The sequence below is a fragment of the Amycolatopsis sp. lyj-90 genome, assembly GCF_046549035.1.
GTDB lineage: Bacteria > Actinomycetota > Actinomycetes > Mycobacteriales > Pseudonocardiaceae > Amycolatopsis.
This window is the reverse complement of the sequence record NZ_JAJPWP010000005.1, coordinates 1-23,881: the sequence shown is the minus strand read 5'-3', so window position 1 is coordinate 23,881 and position 23,881 is coordinate 1. Positions and strand designations below refer to the sequence as shown.

Below are 23,881 nucleotides of genomic sequence, written 5' to 3'. Positions count from 1 at the left end.
GGCGTAGCTTCGGCCTCGTGAGTACTCCAGACGTTCCCTACGTGCTCGCGGTGGTCGGCGCCGGTCCGCGTGGGGTCGGCGTGCTGGAACGACTCGGCGCGAACGCCGCCGAACTGCTCGGCGGGCGCCGGCTGGTGGTGCACCTCGTCGATCCCTTTCCCGCCGGGGCCGGGCGGGTCTGGCGGTACGAGCAGTCGCCGCTGCTGCGGATGAACTCCATGCCCGAGGACGTCACGGTCTTCACCGACGACACCGTCAAGATCGACGGTCCGATCCGGCCGGGACCGTCGCTGATCGAGTGGGCCCGGCAGGTCCGCGCTGGCACGCTCGACGCCGAGGTCGACGAAAGCCTGCGCGCCGAACTGGACGCCCTGCAAAGCGATCACTTCCCGACGCGACGGCTGCAAAGCGCGTATCTCGCCTGGTTCCACCGCAAGGTGCGCTCCGAACTCCCCGGCGGGATCGAGGTCGTCGAGCACCGGACCCGCGCGGTGCGGCTCGAAGACGGCGAGCCGCAGTCGCTCTGGCTGGAAGACCGGGCGGATCCCCTGAAGGTGGACGCGGTCCTGTTCACCGTCGGGCATCTGGACGCCGAGCCGAACGCCCGCGAGACCGAACTCGCGGAGTTCGCCGCCCGTCACGATCTCGCGTACTACCCGGCCGGATATACCGCCGACGTCGACTATTCGGCGATCGGACCCGGGGAAACCGTGCTGGTGCGCGGATTCGGTCTCGCGTTCGTCGACCTGATGCTGCTGCTGACCGAAGGCCGCGGCGGTCGCTTCGAAGACCAGGCGTGCGGCGGGTTGAAGTACCACCCCAGCGGCGCCGAGCCCGTGCTGCACATCGGGTCGCGCCGCGGGGTGCCGTATCACGCGAAGATCGGCTACCGGCTGAGCGGAAAGCCGTTGCAGCTTCCCCGGTTCTTCGACGCGTACGCCATCGAGAAGCTCTGCGCCGTGCCCGGCCGGATCGACTTCCGCCGCGACGTCTGGCCGCTGATCTCGAAGGAGATCGCCTGGGCCTACTACAGCGAGCTGTTCACCGCCCATCCCGAGCGGGTGCGCATGGAGTTCGCCGTCTTCGCCGACGCTTTCGCGGACGCGGCGCCCGGTGACCTCGCCGCACTGGTGGCGCGGGCGGTCCCGGCGCCGGACGATCGGCTCGACCTGGACCGGCTCGACCGGCCGATGGCGGGCTCGGAGTTCGGCACCGCCGAGGAGTACGGCAAGGAACTGCGCGAGTACGTCGAGGCGGACTTGAGCCGCCGGGCGGATGCCCAGTACAGCGCGGATCTGGGCGCGTTCATGGCGCTGCTGTCCGTGATGGGCCAGCTTCCCGCGCTCGTGCAGACCGGGCGGCTCGACGCCGCGTCACAACTATCCGATTTGGACGGATGGTTCCTCGGCTTCTTCTCCTACTTCGCCAGCGGACCGCCTCCGCGTCGGCTGGAAGAACTGCTCGCACTCCAGGAAGCCGGACTCGTTTCCTTTTTGGGCGCCGAAATGCGGGTGTCGGCCGATGAGGAGCGACGGGCGTTCGTCGCGTCCGGTGCGAGCTTCCCGGGAGAGACCGAGGCGCGGACGCTCGTCGAGGCGCGGTTGCCCGAGCCGAGCATCGAGCGCGCCTCGGATGTCCTTTTGCGACAGTTGCGCGACAGCGGCGCGCTAGGAGAGGAAGCGGTGCTCGACACGGTCACCGGTGACCGGCTGCTCGCCGGCCGGATCCACACCCGCGTCTCCGACGGCCGGATGCTCGACGGTGAGGGCCGTCCCCATCCGCGCCGGTTCGCGCTCGGCCCGCATACGTCCGCGCGGTCCGCGGGGGCGTTCACCCGGCCGCGGACCAACGCGCTTCCCTTTCGGCAGAACGACACTGTCGCCCGCGAGATCCTGAAGCTGACCTAGCCTTCCCACACCCGGGAGGGCAGTTCTTTCCGCACGGTCGGGATGACGTCGGCAGCGAAGAGCTCCAGAACGTCTCGCGCCTCCTCGGACGTCAGGCCGTCGACGGAGACCGCTTGGACCTCGTGCCCGAACGACGCGTGGTAGTCGCCGATCTTGTCGATCACCTGTTCCGGGCTCCCGACCAGCGCCGAACCGTTCGTGATCTTGTCCTCCAGAGAGGTGAACTCCGACTTGTTGTGCTGGTACGCCGGCGTCTGCATCAGCGCCTCGAAGTACGGCCGGTAGCCGTCCAGCGCTGCCTGCGACGTCTTGGCGACGTACAGCCCGCCCGCGCCCGAACCGACGAGCGCGTCCGCCGGGTCGTGGCCGTACTCCACCCACCGCCGCCGGTAGTGGTCGATCAGATCGGCGTACTTCTTCTTGGGGTGGAAACCGTTCGCGGTGAACAGCGGGTCGCCGAACTTCGCCGCCAGCTCGGTCGACTCGGTGCTCGACGCGCTCCCGTGCCAGATCCGCGGCCGCGGGTGGAAGGGACGAGGCTGCGTCGTGACGTCCGTCAGCGGCGCGCGGAACTCGCCCTCCCAGGTCACGCCCTCCTCCAGGAAGAGACGGCGCAGCAGGGCGAACTTCTCCGCCTGGTACTCCCACTGCCGGTCCTCTTCGAGCCCGAACAGCGGGAAATGCCGGGGATCGTTGCCCTTCCCGATCATGAGTTCCAGTCGTCCGCCGGAAAGCTGGTCCAGCGTCGCGTAGTCCTCGGCGACGCGGACCGGGTCCAGGACGCTGATCACGGTCAGCGTGGTCAGCAGCCGGACCCGCTCGGTGCGTTCGGCCACCGCGGCCAGGATCACCGGCGGCGCCGAGGAGAGGAACGGTTCGCCGTGCCGTTCGCCGACGCCGTACGCGTCGAAGCCGAGTTCTTCGGCGAAAATCGCTTCGTCGACAACTCGACGCAGACGTTCGTGCTGGGTCGGCGTCACCCCGCTCACCGGGTCGGGGTGGTTCGCGACGAGGGAAAAGAGCCCGAACTTCATCGTGCCTCCAACGGTTTCCGGCCCGGGATCGCGGCCAGCAGCTCCCTGGTGTACTCCGCGCTCGGCCGGTCGAGGACGTCCTGCGCCGGGCCGAGTTCGACGAGCTCGCCGCCGCGCAGCACGCCGACGGTGTCCGCGATCTGGCGGACCACCGCGAGGTCGTGCGAGATGAACAGGTAGGTCAGCCCGAGTTCGTCCTGAAGGTCGGCGAGCAGCCGCAAGATCTGTGCCTGCACCGAAACGTCCAGCGCCGAAACCGGTTCGTCGGCCACGATCAGCTCCGGGCGCAGGGCGAGCGCCCGCGCGATGGCCGCCCGTTGCCGTTGCCCGCCGGACAGTTCGGCGGGTTTGCGCTCGAGCACCGAGGACGGCAGCGCGACCTGGTCGATCAGTTCCGCCGCGCGCGCCCGGCGTTCCGCCTTCGTGCCGACACCGAAAGCCCGCAGGGGTTCGGAGACGACGTCTTCGATGCTGAACTTCGGGTTCAGTGAGGCGTACGGGTTCTGGTACACCAGCTGGAACCGGCGCCGAAGCCGCCGCAGGTCCTCGCCGCGCAGCGCGGTGATGTCCTGCCCGTCGAACTCGACCACCCCCTCGGACGGGTTCTCCAGACGGAGGATCATCCGCGCCGTCGTCGATTTGCCCGAGCCGGATTCGCCGACCAGCGCGAGCGTCCGCCCGCGGGCGATGTCGAACGAAACGCCGTCGACGGCTCGGATCGCCCCGAAGCTCTTGCCGAGGTCGCGGACCGAAACCAGGACGTCGGACGACGGTGGTTTCGGTTCCCGCAGCGGCGTGTCGGAAAGGCTGGGCGCGGCGGCGAGCAGATCCCGGGTGTACTGCTGTGACGGGGCGGAAAGGATCTCGCCGGTCGTGCCCTCCTCGACGACGCTTCCCTGGGACAGCACGACGATCCGCGACGCCCGGTCGGACGCGACACCGAGATCGTGGGTGATCAGCAGGACGGCGGTGCCCGCTTCGGAGGCGAGTTCTTCGAGGTGGTCGAGGATCTGCCGCTGCACGGTGACGTCGAGCGCGCTGGTCGGTTCGTCGGCGATGATGAGCTTCGGCCGCCCGGCCAGCGCGGAGGCGATCAGCGCGCGCTGACGGAGCCCGCCGGACAACTCGTGCGGATACTGCCGCGCGCGTGCCTCGGGGTCGCTGATCCCGGCCTTGCGCAACAGCTTCACCGCCTCCGCGCCCGCGGTGCGCCTGTCCGCGAGGCCGTGGATCAGCAGTACCTCGGCGACCTGGTCGCCGATCCGGTGCACGGGATTGAGCGAGACCGTCGGATCCTGGGGGACCAGGGCGATCTCACGGCCGCGCACGGAACGCCAAGCGCGGTCGGAGAGTTTCGTGAGTTCACGACCGTCGAAAGTGATCTCGCCGCGCTCGATCCTCCCGCCGTGAGGCAGCAGCCCGATCGCCGCGTGCGCCGTCGTGCTCTTGCCGGAGCCGGACTCGCCGACGACCGCGACAATCTGTCCTTTGTGGACTTCAAGATCCACACCGTCCACCGCGGGTATGCCCTTGTAGGAAACCGCGAGGTCACGGATGGTCAGCAGTTCGCTCACCGCTCGTCTCCTTCGATCGCTCTGGACAGCCGGTTCGCGGACAGCACCACGGCCGCGACGGTGAGCCCGGGGAAGGTCGTCATCCACCAGGCGGTGGCGAGGAAGCCGCGGCCGCCCGCCACGAGCGAGCCCCACTCCGGGGTCGGCGGGGTGGCGCCGTAGCCGAGGAAGCTCAGTGCGGAAACCTCCAGTACCGCCGTGCCGAAGGTGAGCGTCGCCAGCGCGAGCACCGGACCGAGCGCGTTGGGCAGCACATGCCGTCCGAGCACCCCGGTCCACCGCACGCCTCCGGCACGGGCGGCCTCGACGAACACACCGCTGCGGACGCGCAGGACTTCGGCGCGCATCAGCCGGGCGAACTGCGCGAGGTTCGCGACGCCGACCGCGATCGCGATGTTGGTCGTCCCGAAGCCGAGCGCGGTGACCAGCGCGAGCGAAAGCAGGATGGACGGGATCGCCAGCAGCACGTCGACGCAGCGCATGATCGCCGAATCGAGGGCACCGCCCCGGAACCCGGCGAGCAGGCCGAGCGCGGAACCGGCCACGAGCGCGACCACGACGGCGAGCACGGTCGCCTGCAGGGAAAGCGCGGCGCCGTGCACCACTCGCGCGAAGATGTCCCGCCCGGTTTCGTCGGTACCGAAGAGATGTGCGAGCGAAGGGCCCTGCATCTTCTCGGCGGGGACACCGGCGAGCGGGTCCTGCCCGGTGAACAGGTCCGGGACGAGCGCGGAGAGCAGGGCGAAGGCGAGGATCGCGACCGCGACCACCAGCCCCGGCTGCCGCCGGGTTCGGGTGAGAACGTCAGGCATCGGCCGTCTCCCGGTGTCGGATCCGCGGGTCCAGCAGCGGATAGACGAGGTCGACGGCGAGGTTGATGACGACGAACACCAGCGCCGCCAGCACGATCACCGCCTGGACCACCGGGATGTCCTGCGCGGTGACCGCCGACGTGGTCACCCGCCCGATGCCGTCACGGGAGAACACCGTCTCGGTGATCACCGACCCCGCGATCAGGTTGCCGGCGACCACCCCGGCGATGGTCAGCGTGGGCACCGCCGCGTTGCGCAGAATGTGTCCGAAATGGACTCTCAAGCGGCTCGCCCCTTTCGCCAGTGCGATTTCGGTGTACGGCTCGGAAAGCTGCGTGCGGAGGCTCTTCGCCATCACCTGCCCGATGATCGCGCCGGTCGGGATGGCGAGGGTGATCGCGGGCAGGATGAGCGACTCGAAGCCGTTCGACCCCAGCGCGGGCACCAGCCTGAGCTGGAAGGAGAAGAACTGGATGAGCACCAGCCCGACCCAGAACGGCGGCAGCGAGATCCCCAGCGGCGGCAACGCGAGCAGGGCGTTGCCCAGCCAGCGATGCCGGGTGTAGGTGCCGGCGACCGCGATCCCGCCGCCGAACAGGATCGCGAGCACCAGGGCGAATCCGGTGACCGCGAGCGTCGGCGGCAGCGCCGAGACGACCATGTTCGTGGCGTCGTCGCCGGTGGCGATCGAGCGGCCGAAGTCGCCCTGCAGCGCGGCGACCAGCCGTTTCCCGTACTGCAGCGGCAGCGGGTCGTCGAGTCCGTACTCCGCCTTCGCCACGGCCAGTTGCTCCGGTGTCACGGAAAGGCCGGCCTCGCCCCCGCCGAGCTTCGCGCTGACCGCGTCGCCCGGCAGGAGGTAGAGGATCACGAAGGACAAGGTGAACGCCGCCCACAGGACGAAGACCGCCTGCAGGATCCGCCGGAGCAGATACCGCGTCACGAGCCGGACACCCAGGCGTCGAACAGCTGCAGCCGTGACGACGCTTCGAACCCGACGCCGTGCGCGTTCGGCCCGTGCGCCAGCACCTGGGTCAGCTCGAACACCGGAGCCGAGTAGCCGTGCTCGATGATCGCGCGCTGCGCCTCTTCGGCGGCGGGCTTCCGCTTGGCGGGGTCCACAGTGGACGACTGTGCGTCGAGCGGCGCGTCGACCGGATTGCCCGCGGGGAGCTTGCTGCGGTTGTTCGCCTTGGTGGAGAACAGGTTGCGCAGGATGTCCGGATCCGCACGGGTGGTGTTGTACCAGAGGTACTCGTAGTTGCCGCTCTGCGTGACCTGCACGGTCTCGGCGGTGGTGCGCTGTTCGATCTGGAGGTCGAAGCCGATCTTGCGCAACTGCTGCTGCACGAGTTCGAGCACGCTCTTGTTCTGGTTGAACACCAGGGAGAAGAGCACCTTCGCGGTCAATCGCTGGCCGTTCTTCGTGCGGATCCCATCCGGGCCGGGCACCCAGCCCGCGCTCTCCAGCAGCGACGTCGCCCCGGCCGGATCGTAGGCCAGCAGCGGCGAAAGGTCGGCGTAGAACGGCGTCGCCGAGCCGAGGATGCTGGTGGCCGGCTTGTAGTTCGGCGTCAGGACGGTGTTCGTGACCTCGGGCCGGTTGATGCCCTTGACCACCGCCTGGCGGACCTTCTCGTCGGTGAGCACACCCTTGGTGACGTTGGCGTGCAGGTTGAACACGACACCGGGGTTCGGGCGGGTGGGCTCGGTGAAGCCGTTCCCGGTGAACTGCGGTTCGTCGACCGGCTGGACGTCGGTGATGGCGTCGAGCTGCGCGGACGCGAGACTTCCGGTGCGGACGCCGGGTTCCGGCACGATCTTGTAGGCGATCTTGTCGAGGTACGCCTCGCCCTGGTGCTTGAACAGCGACGAGCCCCAGCCGTAGCCCTTGCGTTTGGCGAGGACGATTTCCTGGTTCTGCTTCAGGCTTTCGAAGACGAACGGGCCCGAACCGATCAGGCCGTCCCCTTGGCAGCGCTGGTCCGCGGTCTTCCGGTACGCGGCGGGCGCGAGGATGCCGAGCGACATCGTCGAGCTGGCCTGCAGGAATTGGGCGCTGGGAACGGAGAACTCGATCTTGACCGTCTTCGGGTCGACGACCGTCGTGCCCTTGTACACGGCGAGGTAGCCGGAGCCGAGCTGCGATTTCGGGCCGAGCGCCTTGACCGCGTCGAAGCTCGTCTTGACCGCGGCGGCGTCGACTGGGCTGCCGTCGGAGAACGTCGCGCCGTCGCGCAGATGGAAGGTGAACGCGGTCGAATCCGCGTTGCTCTCCCATTTTTCGGCCAGCCACGGCTTGATCTCACCGGTGGACGGATCCTGGTCGGTCAGCGAATCGACCAGCTGACGGCCGACGTTGAGCGACGCGTTCGTGCCGACCTGCTGCGGGTCGATGCAGTCGGGACTCGACGAGATCCCGAGGCGCAGCGTGCCCCCGGGTTTGGGCGGCCCGGCATCGGCGCCGGTCGAACCGCCTGCGGACGAGCAGGCGGTGAGGACGAGGGCGGACAAGGCCAGCAGGGATGTGGCGGCGGTACGGGACACCGGGTGGCCTCCAGCGGGAACGGGGCGCTCTTGTGCTTGCGCCGACCCGATTCACGCTAATCACGCACCTTGAGGGCGGCCCACATGCTGAGCGCCACTCCCAGCCTGCGAAACCTCCCAAGACCCCGCTTGACAGCTAGGGAAGTACATGAAGGCCCCCATCCTTGCGCCTGAGTACAGGATGGGGGCCTTCATGTACTGGGGTGGTCAGCAGCGGTTGAGCATGTCCGTCAGCGCGGTCTTCTCGGCCGACTTGATGGTGAGCTTGTACTTGGCCTTCACCGTGGTCCACATCTTCGCGTAGGTGCACCAGTAACCGGTGGACGGCGGCTTCCAGGCGTCCGGCGACTTGTCGCCCTTCTCCTGGTTGACGTTGTCGGTCACGGCGATCAGCTGCGGCGCGCTGAGGTCGTTCGCGAACGCCTGCCGCTGCGCGGTGGTCCACGACGACGCCCCGGTGCGCCACGCGGCCGAAAGCGGCACGACGTGGTCGATGTCCACATCGGACGCCGCGGTCCAGGTGGCGTCGTCGTACGGGCTGAACCAGCTGCCGGAGACCGCGGCGCAACTGCCGTCCTGCTGCACGTTCGTGCCGTCCCGCTTCAGTACGACCTCACGGGTGTTGCAGCTGTTGCCCTGGTCGGACCAATGCGGGAACTTCTCGCGGCTGTACCCGCTCGACGAACCGTCCGGCTGGACGGTCAGCGAGGCGAGCTGGGTCTTGGCGGTCGCTGTCGACGGGATGCCAGGGGGTGTCGCTTCGGCGATGCCGACGACTCCGGCCGAGACGATCGCCGAGACGGCGAGAACGGTGAAGGAGCGACGAACAGCAAGCGCAGTTGGCATATTGCTGCCTCCGTGTCAGGTGTGGGGACCAAGTCACCTTGCGACACGGATATGGCCTGCGCAACACCATCGGGTGACACTCTGCTGGCCATTCGTGAACAGAGGGTGTCGCGAGCAGGCAGGACTCGGTGTACACCCGCCGAAAAAGTTTCGGAAAGTCCAGCGGATCGTTCTGGGCCGAACGGCCTACAGCAGCCCGCGGACCAGCCGGAGGTCCTCGGTGTGCCGGTACCAGGTCCACTTGCTCATCGCACGCGGGTGGACGACGCCGTCGCTGCTCGGCCGGGTCGGGATGCAGCCGAGCTGGAACGCCCGCGCGTGCTGCGTCGACGGCCGTTTGAACAGCGTCCCCTTGGTCACCCGGACCATCAGCCCGGGGCCGCTCGTGTCCGGCTCGACCTCGATCGAGCGGGCTGGCCCGCGCAGGACGGTGTGCTCGTCGCAGTAGGCCACCCCGCGCACCATGCCGACCACGCCGCGGCCGACGAGCACGCCGCCGGTGTCGTCGCGGATCAGCGGCACCGGGTCGACCTCGCCGCGCAACGCGAGCGCGAGGGCGCGCAACGGCTGGGTCGGCAGGTCCCAGATGCGGGCGACGTCCGAGGCGGGGGAGGCGGGCACGAAGCCGAGCGACACGCCGGAGAGCTGTTCTTTTCGTAACAGCCGAAGCGCGACGGCCGCGAGGTCGGCGTCGGTGCCCACGACCACCAGGTGATCGTGTTCCCCCAGCAAGGGGTCGATATCCGCCTTGCCGGGGCGGCTCGGGACACGCACCATTTCGACGTCGTCGATCTCCGGGAGTGTGGGCTCGCCCTCTGGACAGACCACCACTATTCCGCGCACCCGAAGGCCCTCCGTTACGCTCATGCACCGGCATTTACCAGCGCCAAACCACAAGTCGCCGAACACCTGGAGTGTCACATGCCGGCCATCGTGCTGATCGGGGCCCAATGGGGGGACGAGGGCAAGGGCAAGGCCACCGACCTGCTCGGCGACCGCGTCCAGTGGATCGTGCGTTACCAAGGCGGTAACAACGCGGGCCACACCGTAGTCCTTCCCGACGGGCAGAACTTCGCACTGCACCTGATCCCGTCGGGGATCCTCACGCCGGGCGTCACCAACGTCATCGGCAACGGCGTCGTGATCGACCCGGGCGTGCTCCTCGACGAGCTCGCCGGGCTCGAGGAACGCGACGTCGACACCAGCAAGCTGCTGATCTCCGCCGACGCGCATTTGATCATGCCGTACCACGTGGAGATCGATAAGGTCACCGAGCGTTACCTCGGCAGCCGCAAGATCGGCACCACCGGCCGCGGCATCGGCCCCTGCTACCAGGACAAGATCGCCCGCGTCGGCGTCCGCGTGCAGGACCTGCTGGACGAGAAGATCTTCCGGCAGAAGGTCGAGTCGGCCCTGGAGTTCAAGAACCAGGTGCTGGTGAAGGTCTACAACCGCAAGGCGCTCGACGCCGACCAGGTCGCCGACGAGGTGCTGGCCGCGGGCGAGAAGTTCGCGCACCGCATCGCCGACACGCGCCTGCAGCTCAACCAGGCCCTCGAACGCGGCGAGATCGTGCTGCTCGAAGGCTCGCAGGGCACCCTGCTCGACGTCGACCACGGCACCTACCCGTTCGTGACGTCGTCGAACCCGACGTCCGGCGGCGCGAGCGCGGGTTCGGGCATCGGCCCGGGCAAGATCACCACCGTGCTGGGCATCCTCAAGGCCTACACGACCCGCGTCGGCTCCGGCCCGTTCCCGACCGAGCTGGACGACGAGTCCGGCGAGTACCTGCGCAAGCAGGGCGGCGAGTTCGGCGTCACCACCGGCCGCTCGCGGCGCACCGGCTGGTTCGACGCCGTCATCGCGCGCTACGCGGTGCGGGTCAACGGCATCACCGACTACTTCCTCACCAAGCTGGACGTGCTGTCCGGGCTGGAGAAGGTGCCGGTGTGCGTCGGCTACGAGGTCGACGGGTTCCGCACCTACGACATGCCGATGACGCAGACCGACGTGCACCACGCGCTGCCGATCTACGAAGAGCTGCCGGGCTGGTTCGAGGACATCTCGGGCTGCCGCACCTTCGAAGAGCTCCCGGCGAACGCGCGGGCGTACGTCGAGCGGCTCGAGGAGCTTTCGGGCGCGCGGATCTCGGCGATCGGCGTCGGCCCGGGCCGGGAGCAGACGATCGTGCGCCACGAGTTCGTCTGACCGGTCCTCTGAGTGCTCTCAAGCGCGCTATGAAAGGCCCGTTACTTGCAAAATTTGCAAGTAACGGGCCTTTCATAGCACTCCCGGCTCCCCAAACCTCAGGCGAGCGAGGTCTTCACCGGAGTCTCGTTCCGGAACAGGTCCAGCACCGGGCAGTGCTCGTCCACCTGCCGCTTCAGGTCCTCGTAGGCTTCCGCCCCCGCCGGCCCGCTCAGCTCGACCGAAACGCGCACGTCCCCGAAGCCCGGCCGGGTCGACGAGAACCCGAAGAAGCCGTGCAGGTCGATGTCGCCGTCCACGGTCACCTTCACGCCTTCGAGCGGCACACCGAGCTTCGCCGCCCAGAACTGGTAAGTGATCACCTGGCACGAGCCCAGCGCGGCGAGCGCGTATTCGACCGGGTTGGCCGCGGTGTCGCCCCCGCCGAGCGCTGCCGGCTCGTCGACGGTGAACGCGTGGTCGCGCACCCGCACGTCCACCTGCGTCGCGGTTCCGGGGTTCAGCGCGTTGGCGACGCTGAACGAGACGGCGGCGTTGCGCGGGTCGGCGTCGACGGCGGTCTTGGTTCCTTCGATGACATCGGTCAGCGACATCGGGTCTCTCCAGGATCGAGGTGTCGGACGTCGCCCAGGGTGCGGCAACGCGCGAAACCGCGCGCGTGATCTCAGCTGGTGAACGGCGAAATATCCTTTCGACACCGCGGTTAGCGTTGAACATGACCATCGGAGTGGCACTCCCGTCCGGGGACACCGCGAACGCCGTCAACATCGTCGACGAACTCGTCACGCAGACCCAGCAGGCCGCCGACGCCGGGCTGACGTCCGCCTGGTTCTCCCAGCAGATGGAGCACGACGCGATCACCGTCGCCGCCCTCGCGGGCCGCGCCGTGCCGGGGATCGCCGTCGGGACCGGCGTCGTCCCGATCTATCCGCGACATCCGCTGCTGATCACCGGCCTCGCGCAGACGGCGCAGGCCGCCACCGGCGGCCGGTTCGCGCTCGGCCTCGGAACCGGCGCGAAGAACTGGCTCGAACCGGCGTACGGCATCGAGTACCCGTCGCCGATCAAGCACCTGCGCGAGTACCTCACGATCCTCCGGCAAGTGCTCGAAGGCGCCGAAGTCGACTTCGAGGGTGAGACGGTCAGCGCGCACGCCAAGGGCTTCGCGGCTTCGCTCTCGGTCGCGGGATCTTCGGACATCCCGCTGATCATCGCCGCGATGGGACGGCAGGCGCTGCGCGTCACCGGCGAACTCGCCGACGGCACGATCCCGTTCCTCGCCGGGCCGAAGGCGCTCTCGGAGCTGATCGTCCCGGAGATCACCAAGGCGGCCGCGGGACGTCCGGCGCCGCGGGTCATCGCGATGGTCCCGGTCGTCGTGACCGATGAGCCCGACGCCATCCGCGCCATCGTCGACAAGCAGTACGCGTTCTTCCGCGACATCCCGTCCTACCGCGCGGTCTTCGACGCCCAGGGGGTGGATTCCGCCGGGGAGCTGGTGATCGCCGGGGACGAAGAGACCGTCGCCGCCGAGATCCGCCGGTACTTCGACGCCGGGGCGACCGAGGTCGTCGCGACCCAGAGCGGCATCCGCAACTCCGAGGAGCGGCTCCGCACCTGGCGTGCCCTGGGGGATCTCGTGAAGAGCTGACATCCAGGGGTCCAGTGGCCTTGCTCACAGCGTTCGTATTGTGCATACTCGTGCGCATAGCGAACAAGCTGGAGGTTCCCATGTCCCCTGTCGCGGCCCGTTCGTGGGTGGTACCGCTCGCCTGGACGGCGGTCCTGCTCGACGGATTCGACCTGGTCGTCCTGGGTACGGTGCTGCCCGCACTGCTCCGTGACCACGTCTGGGGGCTGACGCCGGGCACGGCCTCGGTCATCTCGACGTTCGGCCTGATCGGCATGATGATCGGCGCGATGGCGATCGGCACGATCACCGACGTCATCGGCCGCCGGAAGGCGCTGATCATCGCGGTCGCGGCCTTCTCCGTGTGCACCGCGCTCTGCGCGATCGCGCCCTCGGCGTTCTTCTTCGGGCTGTTCCGCTTCCTCGCCGGGCTCGGCCTGGGCGGTTGTCTCCCGACGGCGATCGCGCTGGTCACCGAGTACGCCCGCAAGGAAAAGGGCGGCAGCGCGACCACCACGGTGATGACCGGCTACCACGTCGGAGCGGTGCTCACGGCGCTCTTGGGGATCTGGCTGATCCAGCCGCTCGGCTGGCGCGCGATGTTCGTCGCCGGCGCGCTGCCCGCGTTCGTGCTGGTGCCGCTGATGATCAAGTACCTGCCGGAGTCCGAGTCGTTCGAGCGAGTGCGGGAGACCCAGGAGAAGTCGGCGACGCAGGTGGTCGGCGGGCTGTTCCGCGGCGGCCTGCTGCGGGCCACCATCGCGTTCTGGGTGACGTCGTTCATGGGCCTGCTGCTGGTCTACGGGCTCAACACCTGGCTGCCGGAGATCATGCGCCAGGCCGGGTACCCGCTCGGCGCGGCGCTCGGACTGCTGCTCACGCTGAACCTCGGCGGCGTGGTCGGCCTGCTCATCGCGGGGCGGGTGGCGGACAAGGTCGGCGTGCGGCCGTCGGTGATCGCCTGGTTCCTCGGCGCGGGGGTGTTCCTGGCGCTGCTGAGCGTGAAGCTGCCCGCGGCCGGTCTGTACGTGGCCGTGTTCCTCACCGGCGGATTCGTGTTCAGCGCGCAGGTGCTCGTGTACGCGTACATCGGCAAGACGTATCCGGACGCGATGCGCGCCACCGGGATCGGCTGGGCGGCGGGCGTCGGCCGTATCGGCGCGATCTGCGGGCCGATCCTCGGCGGCGCGCTGCTGAGCGCCGGGATCGCGTACCCGTGGGGCTTCTACGCCTTCGCCGCCGTGGGCGTCCTGGGTGCGGCCGCGGTGACCGGAGTTCGCGCCGGTCGCACCCAGGAGGCCGTCAGCCCAGTTCCTTGAGTTCCTTCTCCACGGCGGCGAGCTCCGCCTCAGAACCCTGCACCTTGGGGCCGGTGAACCACTTGCGTGCCGAGGCGAACCACCACACGGCCGCACCACCGAGGACGACGAGGAAGGCGATCGGCGTGTAGTTGAAACTGTCGATGGTGATCGGCGAGCCCTGCGGGAGCATGAACAGCACGAAGATGAAGCACACCCAGACGGTCGCGATGGTCCCGACGAGCTTGCCCCAGCGGCCGAGGTTCCACGGTCCGGGTTCGAAGTCGTCGCCCTTGCGCACCCGCAGGAACACCGGGATCACGTAGGCCACGTAAAGGCCGACGACCGCGATCGAGGTCACCGCCGCGTAGGCGGTCGCGCTCCACAGATACGGCAGGGCGAGCAGGAGCGCGCCGCCCGCGGCCAGCCACACCGCGTTGGTCGGTGTCTGGGTGCGCTTGTTGATGCGGTGCCAGAAGCTCGAACCCGGGATCGCGCCGTCGCGGGCGAAGGCGTAGATCATCCGCGAGTTCGCGGTCACCGACGCCATCCCGCAGAACAGCTGCGCGCCGATGCAGATCAGCAAGAGGAACTTGCCGGTCGTCGCGCCGGTCGCGTCGATGAAGATCTGCGCGGGCGGCACCCCGGTCTCGGAACCGGCGGCGCCCTCGTAGTCCTGGATGGCGAAGGTGAGACCGATGAGCAGGATCCAGCCCGCGACCAGGGAGACGAGGATCGAGTTGACGATCCCGCGAGGCCCGGCCTTCGCCGCGTTCTTGGTCTCTTCGGTCATATGGGCCGAGGCGTCGTAGCCGGTGAGTGTGTACTGCGCGAGCAGCAGGCCCAGTAAGAAGACGTAGACCGGTGACGCCCAGCCCGTGTTGTTCACGAACTCACCGAAGACGAACGACGCGTCCTGATGCTTCTCGGGCACGATGACCAGCACCCCGACGATGACCAGCACGCCCGCGAGATGCCACCACACGCTGACGGTGTTCAGCAGCGCCACGATCTTGACGCCGAAGGTGTTCAGCAGGCCGTGGACCACCAGGATGATCGCCAGCAGCAGGATCGTGTTGCCCGGCGTCGCCTCGAAGCCGAACTGCAGGTCGAGGAAGGCATTGAGGAACAGCGCCGCGCCGAAGTCGATGCCCGCGGTGACCGCGATCTGCCCGATGAGGTTGAACCAGCCGGTGAACCACGCCCACGCCGCGCCGTTGCGCGGGGCGAGCTTCGCGGCCCAGTAGTAGAGCCCGCCCGCGGTCGGATAGCTGGAGCAGACCTCGGCCATGCCCAGCCCGACCAGGATGACGAACAGCCCGACCAGCGGCCAGCCCCAGATCATCGCGGCGGGACCGCCGGTCTTCATGCCGAACCCGTAGAGGGTCAGGCAGCCGGAGAGGATCGAGATGATCGTGAACGAGACCGCGAAGTTGGAGAAGGTCGACATCGTGCGCCGGAGTTCCTGCGCGTAGCCGAGTTGGTGGAGCCGGGCACTGTCTTCGTCGGCGGGTTCGGCGGCCTGCTTATCTGAGACATCCATCGGGCACCCACTTAAAAGGTATGCGGACAGACCATTGAGATCCGCCGAAATTAGGCCCGCCGACCTGCGCATGTCAAGGTCCCGTCAAGAAACCCATCCCCCCGGACGCTAGGAAAGGCCCGTTCCTTGCAAATTTTGCAAGGAACGGGCCTTTCCTAGCGCTTCAGGTGAGGCTCAGCGCCCCCGGAACGCCTTCACGGCCTCCAGCGCCGTGTCCGGGTGGTCGGCGAAGTACCCGTCGACACCCGCCTTGAGGAACGCCTCCTGCTCGGCGAACGCGTCGCCGTACTCGGCGAGGTTCGCCGACGAGCGCAGGTTCTGCGGGAGGAAGTTGTTCTCGTTGCGGAACGTGTACGGCCCGACCTTCAGCCCGGCCTGGTGCGCGTCGGCGACGAGTTTGGTCGGCGCGCCCAGCGCCCCGTTCACCACCGGGATGACCTGCGCCTTCTCCGGGCCCAGGTAGTCCGCGTACTTCGAGATCTCCTTCAGGCCCGCCGGGGTGACGAGGTCGGCGTACGTCCGCGGGTCGCCCTTCGCGACGAAGTCGGCCGGAGCGCCGGTCGCCGAGGTCAGCTGCAGCAGCGGCACCCGGACCTGACGCGAGAGCGCGATCAGGTTCGACACCTCGAACGACTGGATGATCACCGGCGCCTTCGGGTGGTTGAGCCCGTTGCGCTTGAGCAGCTCGACCAGCTTCGGCTCGGTCGGGTTCTTGATCGAGGAGAAGTACGTCGAGTGCTTGATCTCCGGGTAGGTCCCCAGCTCGCGGCGCAGTTCGCGGCCCAGCCGGCGCGTCAGGTCGAGCACCTCCTGGTAGGTGGCGATCCGGTACCGGCCGTCGTAGATCTTGTTGTTCGGCCGCAGCTGCGGGATCCGCTCGGTCGCGCGCAGCGTCTTCAGCTCGGCGAGGGTGAAGTCCTCGGTGAACCAGCCGGTGAACGACGCGCCGTCGATGACCTTGGTCGTCTTCCGGTTCGCGAACTCGGGGTGCTTCGCGACATCGGTGGTCCCGCCGATCTCGTTCTCGTGCCGGGCGACCAGCTGGCCGTCCTTGGTGGGCACGAGGTCGACGTCGACCCAGTCGACGCCCTGGCGGTAGGCGAGCTCATACGAGGCGAGCGTGTGCTCCGGGCGGTAGCCCGGCGCGCCGCGGTGTCCGACGATCACCGGCCCATCGTGACCCCTGGCCTGTGCCGACACATCTTGGGCACCCGGCTCGGCGGCGCCGGCCAGCCCTGTGACGCTGAGTACGGCGAGACCGGACAGGGCGAGCACGCCCAGGCGCTTTCGCATGGTGGGTAACCTCTTTCGCTTGAACTCGGGGTACCGCGCCACCCTTGACGCAGGAGGCGTCCGGACGGCGAAGACGGACCGGCGGAGCGCTGACCGCCGGGTGAACGCCGGATGGAACCACCCGCTCGAGGACGGCGACGTGTTCGGGGCTCACCGGCACGGTTACCCTGTGCGTCGTGCGCGTACTGGTAATCGGGTCCGGCGCCCGTGAGCATGCACTTGTCCTCGCGGTCGCGGAAGACCCTTCCGTCACCGCACTGGCCTGTGCCCCGGGCAACGCCGGCACCTCCTCGGTGGCCGAGCAGCTCGGTGTCGACGCGGCCGATCCCGAATCGGTCTCCGCCCTGGCCAAGCAGTGGCAGGCGGACCTGGTGGTGGTCGGTCCCGAGGTCCCGCTGGTGGCGGGTGTCGCCGACGCGGTCCGGAAGGCGGGCATCGCCTGCTTCGGCCCGTCCGCGTCCGCGGCCAGGATCGAGGGCTCGAAGGCGTTCGCGAAGGACGTCATGGCCGTCGCGAAGGTGCCGACAGCGCACTGTGAGGTCGTCGACAACCCGGCCCGCCTGGACGCCGCGCTCAGCCGCTTCGGCCCCACCTGGGTCGTCAAGGATGACGGCCTCGCCGCGGGCAAGGGCGTCGTGGTCACCACGGACGTCGACGTCGCGCGCAAGCACGCCCTCATGCTGCTCGACGGCGGTCACCCCGTGCTCCTGGAGTCCTTTTTGGATGGCCCGGAGGCCTCTCTCTTCTGCTTCGTCGACGGCCGCACGGTCGTCCCGATGCTGCCCGCGCAGGACTTCAAGCGCGTCGGCGACGGCGACGCCGGTCCGAACACCGGCGGCATGGGTGCGTACGCGCCGCTGCCGTGGGCGCCGAAGGATCTGGTCGACGACGTCGTCGAGCGGATCGTCCAGCCCGTGGTCGACGAACTCGACAACCGCGGCGCCACCTTCTCCGGCCTGCTCTACGCCGGTCTCGCGCTGACTTCCGAAGGCCCGCAGGTCATCGAGTTCAACTGCCGCTTCGGTGACCCGGAGACCCAGGTCGTCCTGGCGCTGCTGCGCAGCCCGCTCGGCCAGGTCCTCCACGCGACGGCGACCGGCAAGCTCGCCGACCTGCCGCCGCTGGACTGGGACTCGGGCGCGGCGGTCACCGTCGTGCTCGCCGCCGACGGCTACCCCGGCAAGCCGAGGACCGGTGACGTCATCACCGGTGGCGAGATCGAAGGCGTGCTCCACGCCGGGACCCGCCGCCGCGACGACGGCGCCGTGGTCTCCTCCGGCGGCCGCGTGCTGTCGGTCGTCGGCACCGGCAAGAACCTGAAGGCCGCCCGCAAGGACGCCTACGCGACGGTCGAGAAGGTCCACCTGGCCGGCTCGCACCACCGCACCGACATCGCCCTGCTCGCCGCCAAGGGAGAGATCGCCACCCCGGTCTCCTGAATTCGGGCGGAACCGTCCCGGTCGCGAGTGCGTCTAACCCGGTATTTCCTGTGAAGCTTAGGCGCGCGATACATCGGCGTTGGTAGCCTCGACGGGACGGACGGTCACCGTGCGTATCAAGGGGTGGGGAATGGCAGCATCGGGCAAGATCCAGGACCTCACGTCGGCGGTCCCGACGCCGCCGTCGGTGGCCGACATCAGAGTGGATCCGTCGAAGCTGCTCGAAGTGGCGAAGATCGTCGAAGAGCAGGTCGACGCGCTGCAGGACAAGCTTCTGACCCGGCTGGACCAGCTGCGCATCGACACCCCGGCCAACGACACCGTGAGCGTGCACTCGACCAGTGTCTGGAACGAGCTGGTGGCCGACGGCGACCAGTCGTACGCCGCGCAGGTCAAGGCCTACGTGGCCGGTCTGCGAGGCCTGGTCAACCAGCTCCGCACGGCGGCCAAGGAGTACAAGACCAGTGATGCGGACAAGGCCGCCGCGTTCGGGGACCGTGGTGTACACCGGGCGTAGGCCTCGCGTGCTGGTCTCCGGTGGGGTGCTCACCCTCGTGCTGGCCGGATGCGCCACGGACACGGGTGGGCAGGCTTTCCCCGACGAACCGGCGCTGGCTTCGGCCACGCAGGGCGCCAAGGCGTCCGCGCTACCCGCCAGGCCCGCCGAACTGAGCTTGCAGGGTGTCGATCCGTGTGCCCTGGTCACCGCACCGCAGCTCGACCAGCTCAAGATCAACAGCAAGCCGCGCGCGGCCGCGGAACCGATCGACGGCCCGACCTGTGTCTTCGACGCGGACGCCGCGGAGCCCTTCCACACCTACTACGTCCGCACGGTCACCGCGGACGTCGAAGAGTGGTTCACGGGCAAGCGCCGCAAGAACAGCATGACGACGGAACCGAAGGCGGTCGGCGGGTTTCCCGCCGTCACGAGCTACCGCGACGCCGGGAAACCGGGCGATTGCGAAACGCTCGTCGGTGTCGCCCGGGGACAGACGCTGGCGGTGCGGGCCGTCACCGTCACCGCCGGCGCGTTCACCATGCCGCAACTGTGCGAGATGTCCGCGCAGGCGGCCGATCTGGCTTTGCAGACCTTGAAAGCACGCAACTAGGGAGGGCGCCGTGAACGTTTCCGACCTCGCGGGCAAGCTCCGCGATCTCCGGTTCGACGGCTACACCGACACCGGGATCGCGACCGAGATCGAGCGCTTCCGCAGCGGCGACGGCACCGGCAGCATCGGCATCGCCGTCGACGCGCTGAAGTCCGTCGCGTCCGCGCTCGCCGACACCGACAAGACGCTGCGCGACGAGCTGGGCAAGCTCGGCGTGGAATGGCAGAGCGAGGCGGGTGGCGCCGCAGGCCAGGTGTTCACCGAGCAGGCGGGCTTCTCCCAGGACGCGAACTCGAAGGTCTCGCACTCCGCGGAGATGATCTTCGCCCAGGGTGAGGCCTTCAACCGGACGCTGCACAAGCTTCCCGACCCGGAAGTGGTCCGGAAGGGCGCGGGCGGCTTGACCCTCGGCGACGTCGTGCTGAGCCTCATCGGGTTCGAGACCGACCACGCCAAGAGCGTCAGCGCCGCGAACAACGCGCGGGCGCAGGCGCAGGAGGCGTTGAACGACTACGCCAAGACGAGCGGTGAGAACCTGCTGACGACCGACACGCTGGCCGATCCGCAGACGATGAACCTGACCCAGAACACGACCGTCGCCGGAACGGGCGGCGGTTCGGGCACGCTCGACCTCGCGGGCACGGCCACGGATCTGACCCCGGACGGCAGCGTGCGGCCCGCGTCGGCCGCCGTCGAGTCGAAGTACGTGCCGCCGGTCGTGCAGCCCGTCAGCAACCCGAAGTCGCCGTCGTACGACGCGCCGACCCCGGCCTACGGTGTCGCCGTCGGCAACCCTCCGGCCCGGAAGACCGGCTCCTCGGTGCCTCATGGCGGTGCCACTGCCCCCGCGGCCGCCGCCCCGACCACGCCGTCCGGCACTTCGAGGCCCGCGCCCGCCCCGGGCAGCGGCTGGGTGACGCCGAACCGGCCCTCCCCGCAGCCCGAACCGGGCAGGCCGTCGTACCCGATCACCGGCTCGCCAGCCTCGCCGCCGTTCATCCCGCCGGGTGCGCCGAACCTGCCTCCCGGCTCCACGAACGTCCCGCCGGGCCAGTCCACCGGAAGCCTGCCGCCGGGCAACAGCTCGACGTCCTCGCTGCCGCCGGGCAAATCGTTCGGCACCGGCCCCGGTATCGACGGCGCCCTCGGCAAGGGCCCCGGCTCCAGCTCCGGTCCCGGCGTCTTCGGTGTCGGCGGTGGCCAGGGTGGTGGAGACCAGGCCCTCGGCAAGGGCCGTTCGGTCGGCGCCGGACCGCAGGCGCCACTGGCCGCCGGCAACGAGTCCGGCCGCGGCTTCCCCGCCGTCCCGAAGATCACCGGCCCGGCCGCGGGCGACCTGGGCGCCGGTGCGGCCGCGCTCGGCGCCGGTGTCGCGGGTGGTGCGCTGAGCGGCGACAAGGAACGTGACCGCCGCTCTCGTCAGGAAGGCGGCGGCGTCGTGAAGCCGACCCGTCAGCTGCCGATCGGCGAGCTTCCCGAAGAGGAGGCCATGCGGCGTTCGGAGAAGATCGGCGCGAAGCAGCCGAAGACCGAGTCGAAGTTCATGGAACGCGCGGCCACTCAGGACGTCGAAGAGGACGCCGAGCACATCAGGCGTTACGGCGTCGACGACAAGGACCTGTTCACCGACGAGCGCATGGTGTCGCCCGACGTGATCGGTGACCACGGCAACCGGGAAGCGCGCTGAACCTGTGCCGAACGACAACGGCAGCCTGGTGCTGTCCGCACTCGAGTTCGAAATGCTCTGGGAAGCCGAACGGCTGCCCCGCCGCCATGTCGCACTCGACGTGCCGAGCCCCGGAACGACCCATACGGAGCGGGCGGCACTGATCGAAGAGGCCTGGGAATCCCTGCGCGAGCGAGGCCTCGCGCGGGGGCACCAGGCGTCGGGCGAACTGGTCGACATGCTGAACCTGTTCGCGCACCCCCGGTTCGCGATCGACGTCTGGGTGTGGACCGATCGCGAGATCAAGGGCCAGGCGGTCAGCGTCGGCAACCAGGCCTTGCTCGGCGTGATCGACTCCGGCCAGGTGTGGCTGATCCCCGCCCGCGAAAGCTCACTCGCCGAGGCCGCGGTCTCGGTCGCGGGCGATCTGGGCCCCGGCGTCGGCCAGTCGATCAGCATCCCGCACGACGTCCTCCGCGACGCCGATGCCGCCGCTCGCGGCGACGCGAAAGCGATGGTCACCGCCCTGGAAGACCTCGACGTCCCCCTCTGGCAGGCCCAAGAGGTGGCGGGCATGCTGCTCGGCCAGGAGGCACGCGGGCAGTTCGGCATCGAACGCGCGGGCCGGGACGGCCGCCCTCGCCGCGCGGACAGCGTGGTCGCCTTCTACGACACGGACGCGGGACGGTACCTGTTCCAGGTCGCGCGGAACCGGGACGGACGGGATTGGGCCACCATCACCCCGGCGGACAACCACCTGCTGGCGACGCGGATCCGGGAAGTCGCCGATTTCTGAGTTACGTCCGGCTTGATGACGTTCACCCCGATTCAGTCGTTTCGAGAAGTCGATACCGGCGGGGTGGAAGTCGGCGTGGAAACGCACACGGCCCGCTGTCGAGGTCTTACAGTATGCGCGGGAACCGTCCTGATCTCCGGAGCGTCAGATCGGGCGGACACAAGTTTCCGTGTTGCGCTGAAGGGGATGACGAACCGTGCCTGTGTACGACCCGGAGTCGATGGGGATCGCCGCCGGTCAGGTGGAGAAGCTCAAGGACGAGTTCGAGAAGTCCAAGAAGCAGGTCACCGGCGTCGACGACGAGAAGGAAAGCCCGTTCGGCACGATGGGCGGTTCGGGTGACGTCCACGGCGCTGTGGGCTCCTTCAAGGACGGCGTGCACAACGAGTTCGATTCCGCGGGGAAGCTGATGGAGGCGACCGCCTTCGTGCTGCGCAAGGCCGCCGGGCTGATCCAGGAGACCGAAGCCGTGCACGTCGACAATCTCAAGCTGCACGAGCACGGCAAGCAGTGAGCACGCGAAAGACGGCCCTGGGGGGCCTGATTCCTAGGGGGCGTTATGGGCGATATTGATTTCCCGCCGAACTGGCCGCAGGTCGTCGAGAAGGCGAAGCAGGTCGAGGGCATCAAGCCGGAGGCCATTCAGAAGGCCGCGGACCAATTCCATGCCGCCGCGTCGCAGGCCGGTGACCACAGCGCCTCACTGAAATCGTCCACCGACGCGTTGAACGGTGGCGTCTGGAAAGGGCCCGCGGCCGACGCCTTTTTCGACTACGTGAAGCAGATCACCTCTGCCGGGGATCGCGTCAAAGGGCACCTGGACGAAATCAGCAAGGACCTGGGCGAACTCCAGGTCCAACTGAGCGACATCAAGGGCAAGATCGAGGACGCCAACAAGACGGCGCACGACGCGATCCAGAAGTGCATCAACACGGAGAACCCGAAGGTCGCGGCGGCTCGTCAGCAAGCCGCTGACGCCGCGAATCCGGACAAGAAGGTGCAGCCGCCGAACCCGAGCGCCGACCAGATCATCACGGCGGCCAACGCCGCCAACCTGAATACGGCGAGCGGAGCCGTCGAATCCATCGGCGGACTGCTGACCCAGGCGGACGGACTGATCAAAAAGTCCCAAGAGCTGATGAAGAAGGACGTGGAGGGCGGCGGCTACTCCAAGGTCCCGATGCCCGGCAAGGACGGCTCCGTCCCCAAGCGCACCGGCGGTCTCCATACCGGAGGTGGCGGTGGAGGGGGCGGCGGCGGTGGCGGTGGGGGCGGTGGCCTCGGGTCGAGTGGCGGTCCGCCGTCGACGACCCCGCCGGGCAACGTCCAGCAGTGGATTCAGGAAGCCATCAAGATCCTGCAGGCGGCCGGTATCCCGGTGACCGAAGCCGACATCAACAAGATCTGGACGATCATCGAGAAGGAGTCCGGCGGTAACCCCAACGCCATCAACAACTGGGACTCCAACGCGGCGAAGGGCACTCCGTCCAAGGGCCTGATGCAGTGCATCGACCCGACCTTCAACGCGCACAAGCTTCCGGGGCACGACGACATCTACAACCCGATCGACAACATCATCGCGGGCGTGCGGTACACGTTCTCGCGGTACGGCGGTTTCGAAGGACACCCGGGTCTGAAGTCGATGGCCGGTGGCGGCGGGTACCAGGGCTACTAAAGACCTCGTGAGTGTTAAGGACGGGGTGGATTCATGCGATCGTCGCAACATGCTCCTGTTAGGACAGTAGCTTGTTGAGTCGTTCGGCTGGGGTGTCCCAGTCGAGGGTTTTGCGGGGGCGGCCGTTGAGTTCGGCGGCCACCCTCGCAAGGTCTTCCCGGCTGTGCGTGGCGAGGTCGATGCCTTTGGGGAAGTACTGGCGGAGCAGGCCGTTGGTGTTCTCGTTCGAGCCTCGTTGCCAGGGGGCGTGCGGGTCGCAGAAGTAGATGTCGAGGTCGGTGGCCAGGGTGATCCGGGCGTGCTGGGCCATTTCGGTGCCCTGGTCCCAGGCCAGTGACCGGCGCAGCTCGGCGGGCAACCGCTGAATCGTCTTGATCATCTCGTCGGCGACGGTGGCGGCGTCTTTCCCGCCGGGCAGGTGCAGCAGCAGGCAGAACCTGGTCGTGCGCTCGACCAGGGTCCCGATCGCCGAACGATTGTCCTTGCCCATGATCAGATCGCCTT

The 23,881-nt window shown here is 68.6% G+C and carries 22 protein-coding genes; 11 read left to right on the top strand and 11 right to left on the bottom strand.

Annotation, left to right across the window (positions count from 1 at the left end; genetic code table 11):
* Window positions 1-17: 17 nt before the first annotated feature.
* On the top strand, window positions 18-1,907 hold the full coding sequence (locus tag ACLJPX_RS19350) for an FAD/NAD(P)-binding protein (protein WP_410601356.1): 1,890 nt from the start codon (window positions 18-20) through the stop codon (window positions 1,905-1,907).
* On the opposite strand, the gene ACLJPX_RS19345 is transcribed toward ACLJPX_RS19350, so the two are convergent.
* From ACLJPX_RS19345 to ACLJPX_RS19315, 7 genes are all read right to left on the bottom strand, one after another.
* Window positions 1,904-2,941, bottom strand: a complete 1,038-nt coding sequence (locus ACLJPX_RS19345) for an LLM class flavin-dependent oxidoreductase (protein WP_410601355.1) — start codon at window positions 2,939-2,941, stop codon at window positions 1,904-1,906. The two genes, ACLJPX_RS19350 and ACLJPX_RS19345, sit on opposite strands and share 4 nt — an antisense overlap.
* Window positions 2,938-4,515, bottom strand: a complete 1,578-nt coding sequence (locus ACLJPX_RS19340) for a dipeptide ABC transporter ATP-binding protein (RefSeq protein ID WP_410601354.1) — start codon at window positions 4,513-4,515, stop codon at window positions 2,938-2,940. Before ACLJPX_RS19340 ends, ACLJPX_RS19345 begins: the two co-directional genes overlap by 4 nt.
* Window positions 4,512-5,327 (bottom strand): ABC transporter permease, encoded by an 816-nt coding sequence (locus ACLJPX_RS19335; RefSeq protein ID WP_410601353.1) that lies wholly within the window; start codon window positions 5,325-5,327, stop codon window positions 4,512-4,514. Before ACLJPX_RS19335 ends, ACLJPX_RS19340 begins: the two co-directional genes overlap by 4 nt.
* Window positions 5,320-6,270 (bottom strand): ABC transporter permease, encoded by a 951-nt coding sequence (locus tag ACLJPX_RS19330; protein ID WP_410601352.1) that lies wholly within the window; start codon window positions 6,268-6,270, stop codon window positions 5,320-5,322. The genes ACLJPX_RS19335 and ACLJPX_RS19330 overlap by 8 nt, the downstream gene beginning before the upstream one ends.
* Window positions 6,267-7,874: an ABC transporter substrate-binding protein gene (locus tag ACLJPX_RS19325; protein ID WP_410601350.1), complete on the bottom strand. Its 1,608-nt coding sequence runs from the start codon at window positions 7,872-7,874 to the stop codon at window positions 6,267-6,269. The genes ACLJPX_RS19330 and ACLJPX_RS19325 overlap by 4 nt, the downstream gene beginning before the upstream one ends.
* 207 nt (window positions 7,875-8,081) lie before the next feature.
* Window positions 8,082-8,720, bottom strand: coding sequence for an HNH endonuclease family protein (locus ACLJPX_RS19320; protein WP_410601349.1), 639 nt, complete (start codon window positions 8,718-8,720; stop codon window positions 8,082-8,084).
* Between the two features lie 186 nt (window positions 8,721-8,906).
* On the bottom strand, window positions 8,907-9,587 hold the full coding sequence (locus ACLJPX_RS19315; RefSeq protein ID WP_410601348.1) for a hypothetical protein: 681 nt from the start codon (window positions 9,585-9,587) through the stop codon (window positions 8,907-8,909).
* 54 nt (window positions 9,588-9,641) lie between these two features.
* On the opposite strand from ACLJPX_RS19315, the gene ACLJPX_RS19310 reads away from it, so the two are divergent.
* Window positions 9,642-10,928 carry an adenylosuccinate synthase gene (locus ACLJPX_RS19310; RefSeq protein ID WP_101611320.1) on the top strand — a complete coding sequence of 429 codons (1,287 nt, stop codon included), beginning with the start codon at window positions 9,642-9,644 and terminating at the stop codon, window positions 10,926-10,928.
* 98 nt (window positions 10,929-11,026) lie between these two features.
* Here the strand turns inward: ACLJPX_RS19310 and ACLJPX_RS19305 are convergent, their stop codons facing one another.
* Window positions 11,027-11,521: an OsmC family protein gene (locus ACLJPX_RS19305; protein WP_101611319.1), complete on the bottom strand. Its 495-nt coding sequence runs from the start codon at window positions 11,519-11,521 to the stop codon at window positions 11,027-11,029.
* A gap of 122 nt (window positions 11,522-11,643) precedes the next feature.
* Between ACLJPX_RS19305 and ACLJPX_RS19300 the strand changes: the two genes are divergently transcribed.
* Both ACLJPX_RS19300 and ACLJPX_RS19295 read left to right on the top strand, forming a co-directional pair.
* Window positions 11,644-12,579, top strand: a complete 936-nt coding sequence (locus tag ACLJPX_RS19300) for an LLM class F420-dependent oxidoreductase (protein WP_410601346.1) — start codon at window positions 11,644-11,646, stop codon at window positions 12,577-12,579.
* An 80-nt stretch (window positions 12,580-12,659) separates the two neighbouring features.
* Window positions 12,660-13,877: an MFS transporter gene (locus ACLJPX_RS19295; protein ID WP_410601345.1), complete on the top strand. Its 1,218-nt coding sequence runs from the start codon at window positions 12,660-12,662 to the stop codon at window positions 13,875-13,877.
* On the opposite strand, the gene ACLJPX_RS19290 is transcribed toward ACLJPX_RS19295, so the two are convergent.
* On the bottom strand, window positions 13,861-15,399 hold the full coding sequence (locus ACLJPX_RS19290) for an amino acid permease (protein ID WP_410601344.1): 1,539 nt from the start codon (window positions 15,397-15,399) through the stop codon (window positions 13,861-13,863). The two genes, ACLJPX_RS19295 and ACLJPX_RS19290, sit on opposite strands and share 17 nt — an antisense overlap.
* 174 nt (window positions 15,400-15,573) lie before the next feature.
* The gene (locus ACLJPX_RS19285) at window positions 15,574-16,692 is read right to left on the bottom strand and encodes a glycerophosphodiester phosphodiesterase (protein ID WP_410601343.1); all 1,119 of its coding nucleotides are present in this window, start codon (window positions 16,690-16,692) and stop codon (window positions 15,574-15,576) included.
* 176 nt (window positions 16,693-16,868) lie between these two features.
* On the opposite strand from ACLJPX_RS19285, the gene purD reads away from it, so the two are divergent.
* From purD to ACLJPX_RS19250, 7 genes are all read left to right on the top strand, one after another.
* Window positions 16,869-18,131: a phosphoribosylamine--glycine ligase gene (gene purD / locus ACLJPX_RS19280; RefSeq protein WP_101611315.1), complete on the top strand. Its 1,263-nt coding sequence runs from the start codon at window positions 16,869-16,871 to the stop codon at window positions 18,129-18,131.
* 130 nt (window positions 18,132-18,261) lie between these two features.
* On the top strand, window positions 18,262-18,648 hold the full coding sequence (locus tag ACLJPX_RS19275) for a type VII secretion target (protein ID WP_020632344.1): 387 nt from the start codon (window positions 18,262-18,264) through the stop codon (window positions 18,646-18,648).
* On the top strand, window positions 18,599-19,240 hold the full coding sequence (locus ACLJPX_RS19270) for a DUF3558 domain-containing protein (protein ID WP_410601342.1): 642 nt from the start codon (window positions 18,599-18,601) through the stop codon (window positions 19,238-19,240). Before ACLJPX_RS19275 ends, ACLJPX_RS19270 begins: the two co-directional genes overlap by 50 nt.
* A gap of 10 nt (window positions 19,241-19,250) precedes the next feature.
* A complete protein-coding gene (locus ACLJPX_RS19265; RefSeq protein WP_410601341.1) occupies window positions 19,251-20,927 on the top strand; it encodes a hypothetical protein in 1,677 nt (558 codons plus the stop codon).
* A 4-nt stretch (window positions 20,928-20,931) separates the two neighbouring features.
* Window positions 20,932-21,702, top strand: coding sequence for an ESX secretion-associated protein EspG (locus ACLJPX_RS19260; protein WP_101611312.1), 771 nt, complete (start codon window positions 20,932-20,934; stop codon window positions 21,700-21,702).
* 196 nt (window positions 21,703-21,898) lie between these two features.
* The gene (locus ACLJPX_RS19255; protein WP_076156274.1) at window positions 21,899-22,216 is read left to right on the top strand and encodes a hypothetical protein; all 318 of its coding nucleotides are present in this window, start codon (window positions 21,899-21,901) and stop codon (window positions 22,214-22,216) included.
* A gap of 45 nt (window positions 22,217-22,261) precedes the next feature.
* Entirely contained in the window at window positions 22,262-23,377 is a 1,116-nt protein-coding gene (locus tag ACLJPX_RS19250; protein WP_410601340.1) for a transglycosylase SLT domain-containing protein, read from the top strand.
* 58 nt (window positions 23,378-23,435) lie between these two features.
* Here the strand turns inward: ACLJPX_RS19250 and ACLJPX_RS19245 are convergent.
* Window positions 23,436-23,881 (bottom strand): IS30 family transposase (locus tag ACLJPX_RS19245; RefSeq protein WP_410601339.1); only part of this gene is annotated, 446 nt, incomplete at its 5' end.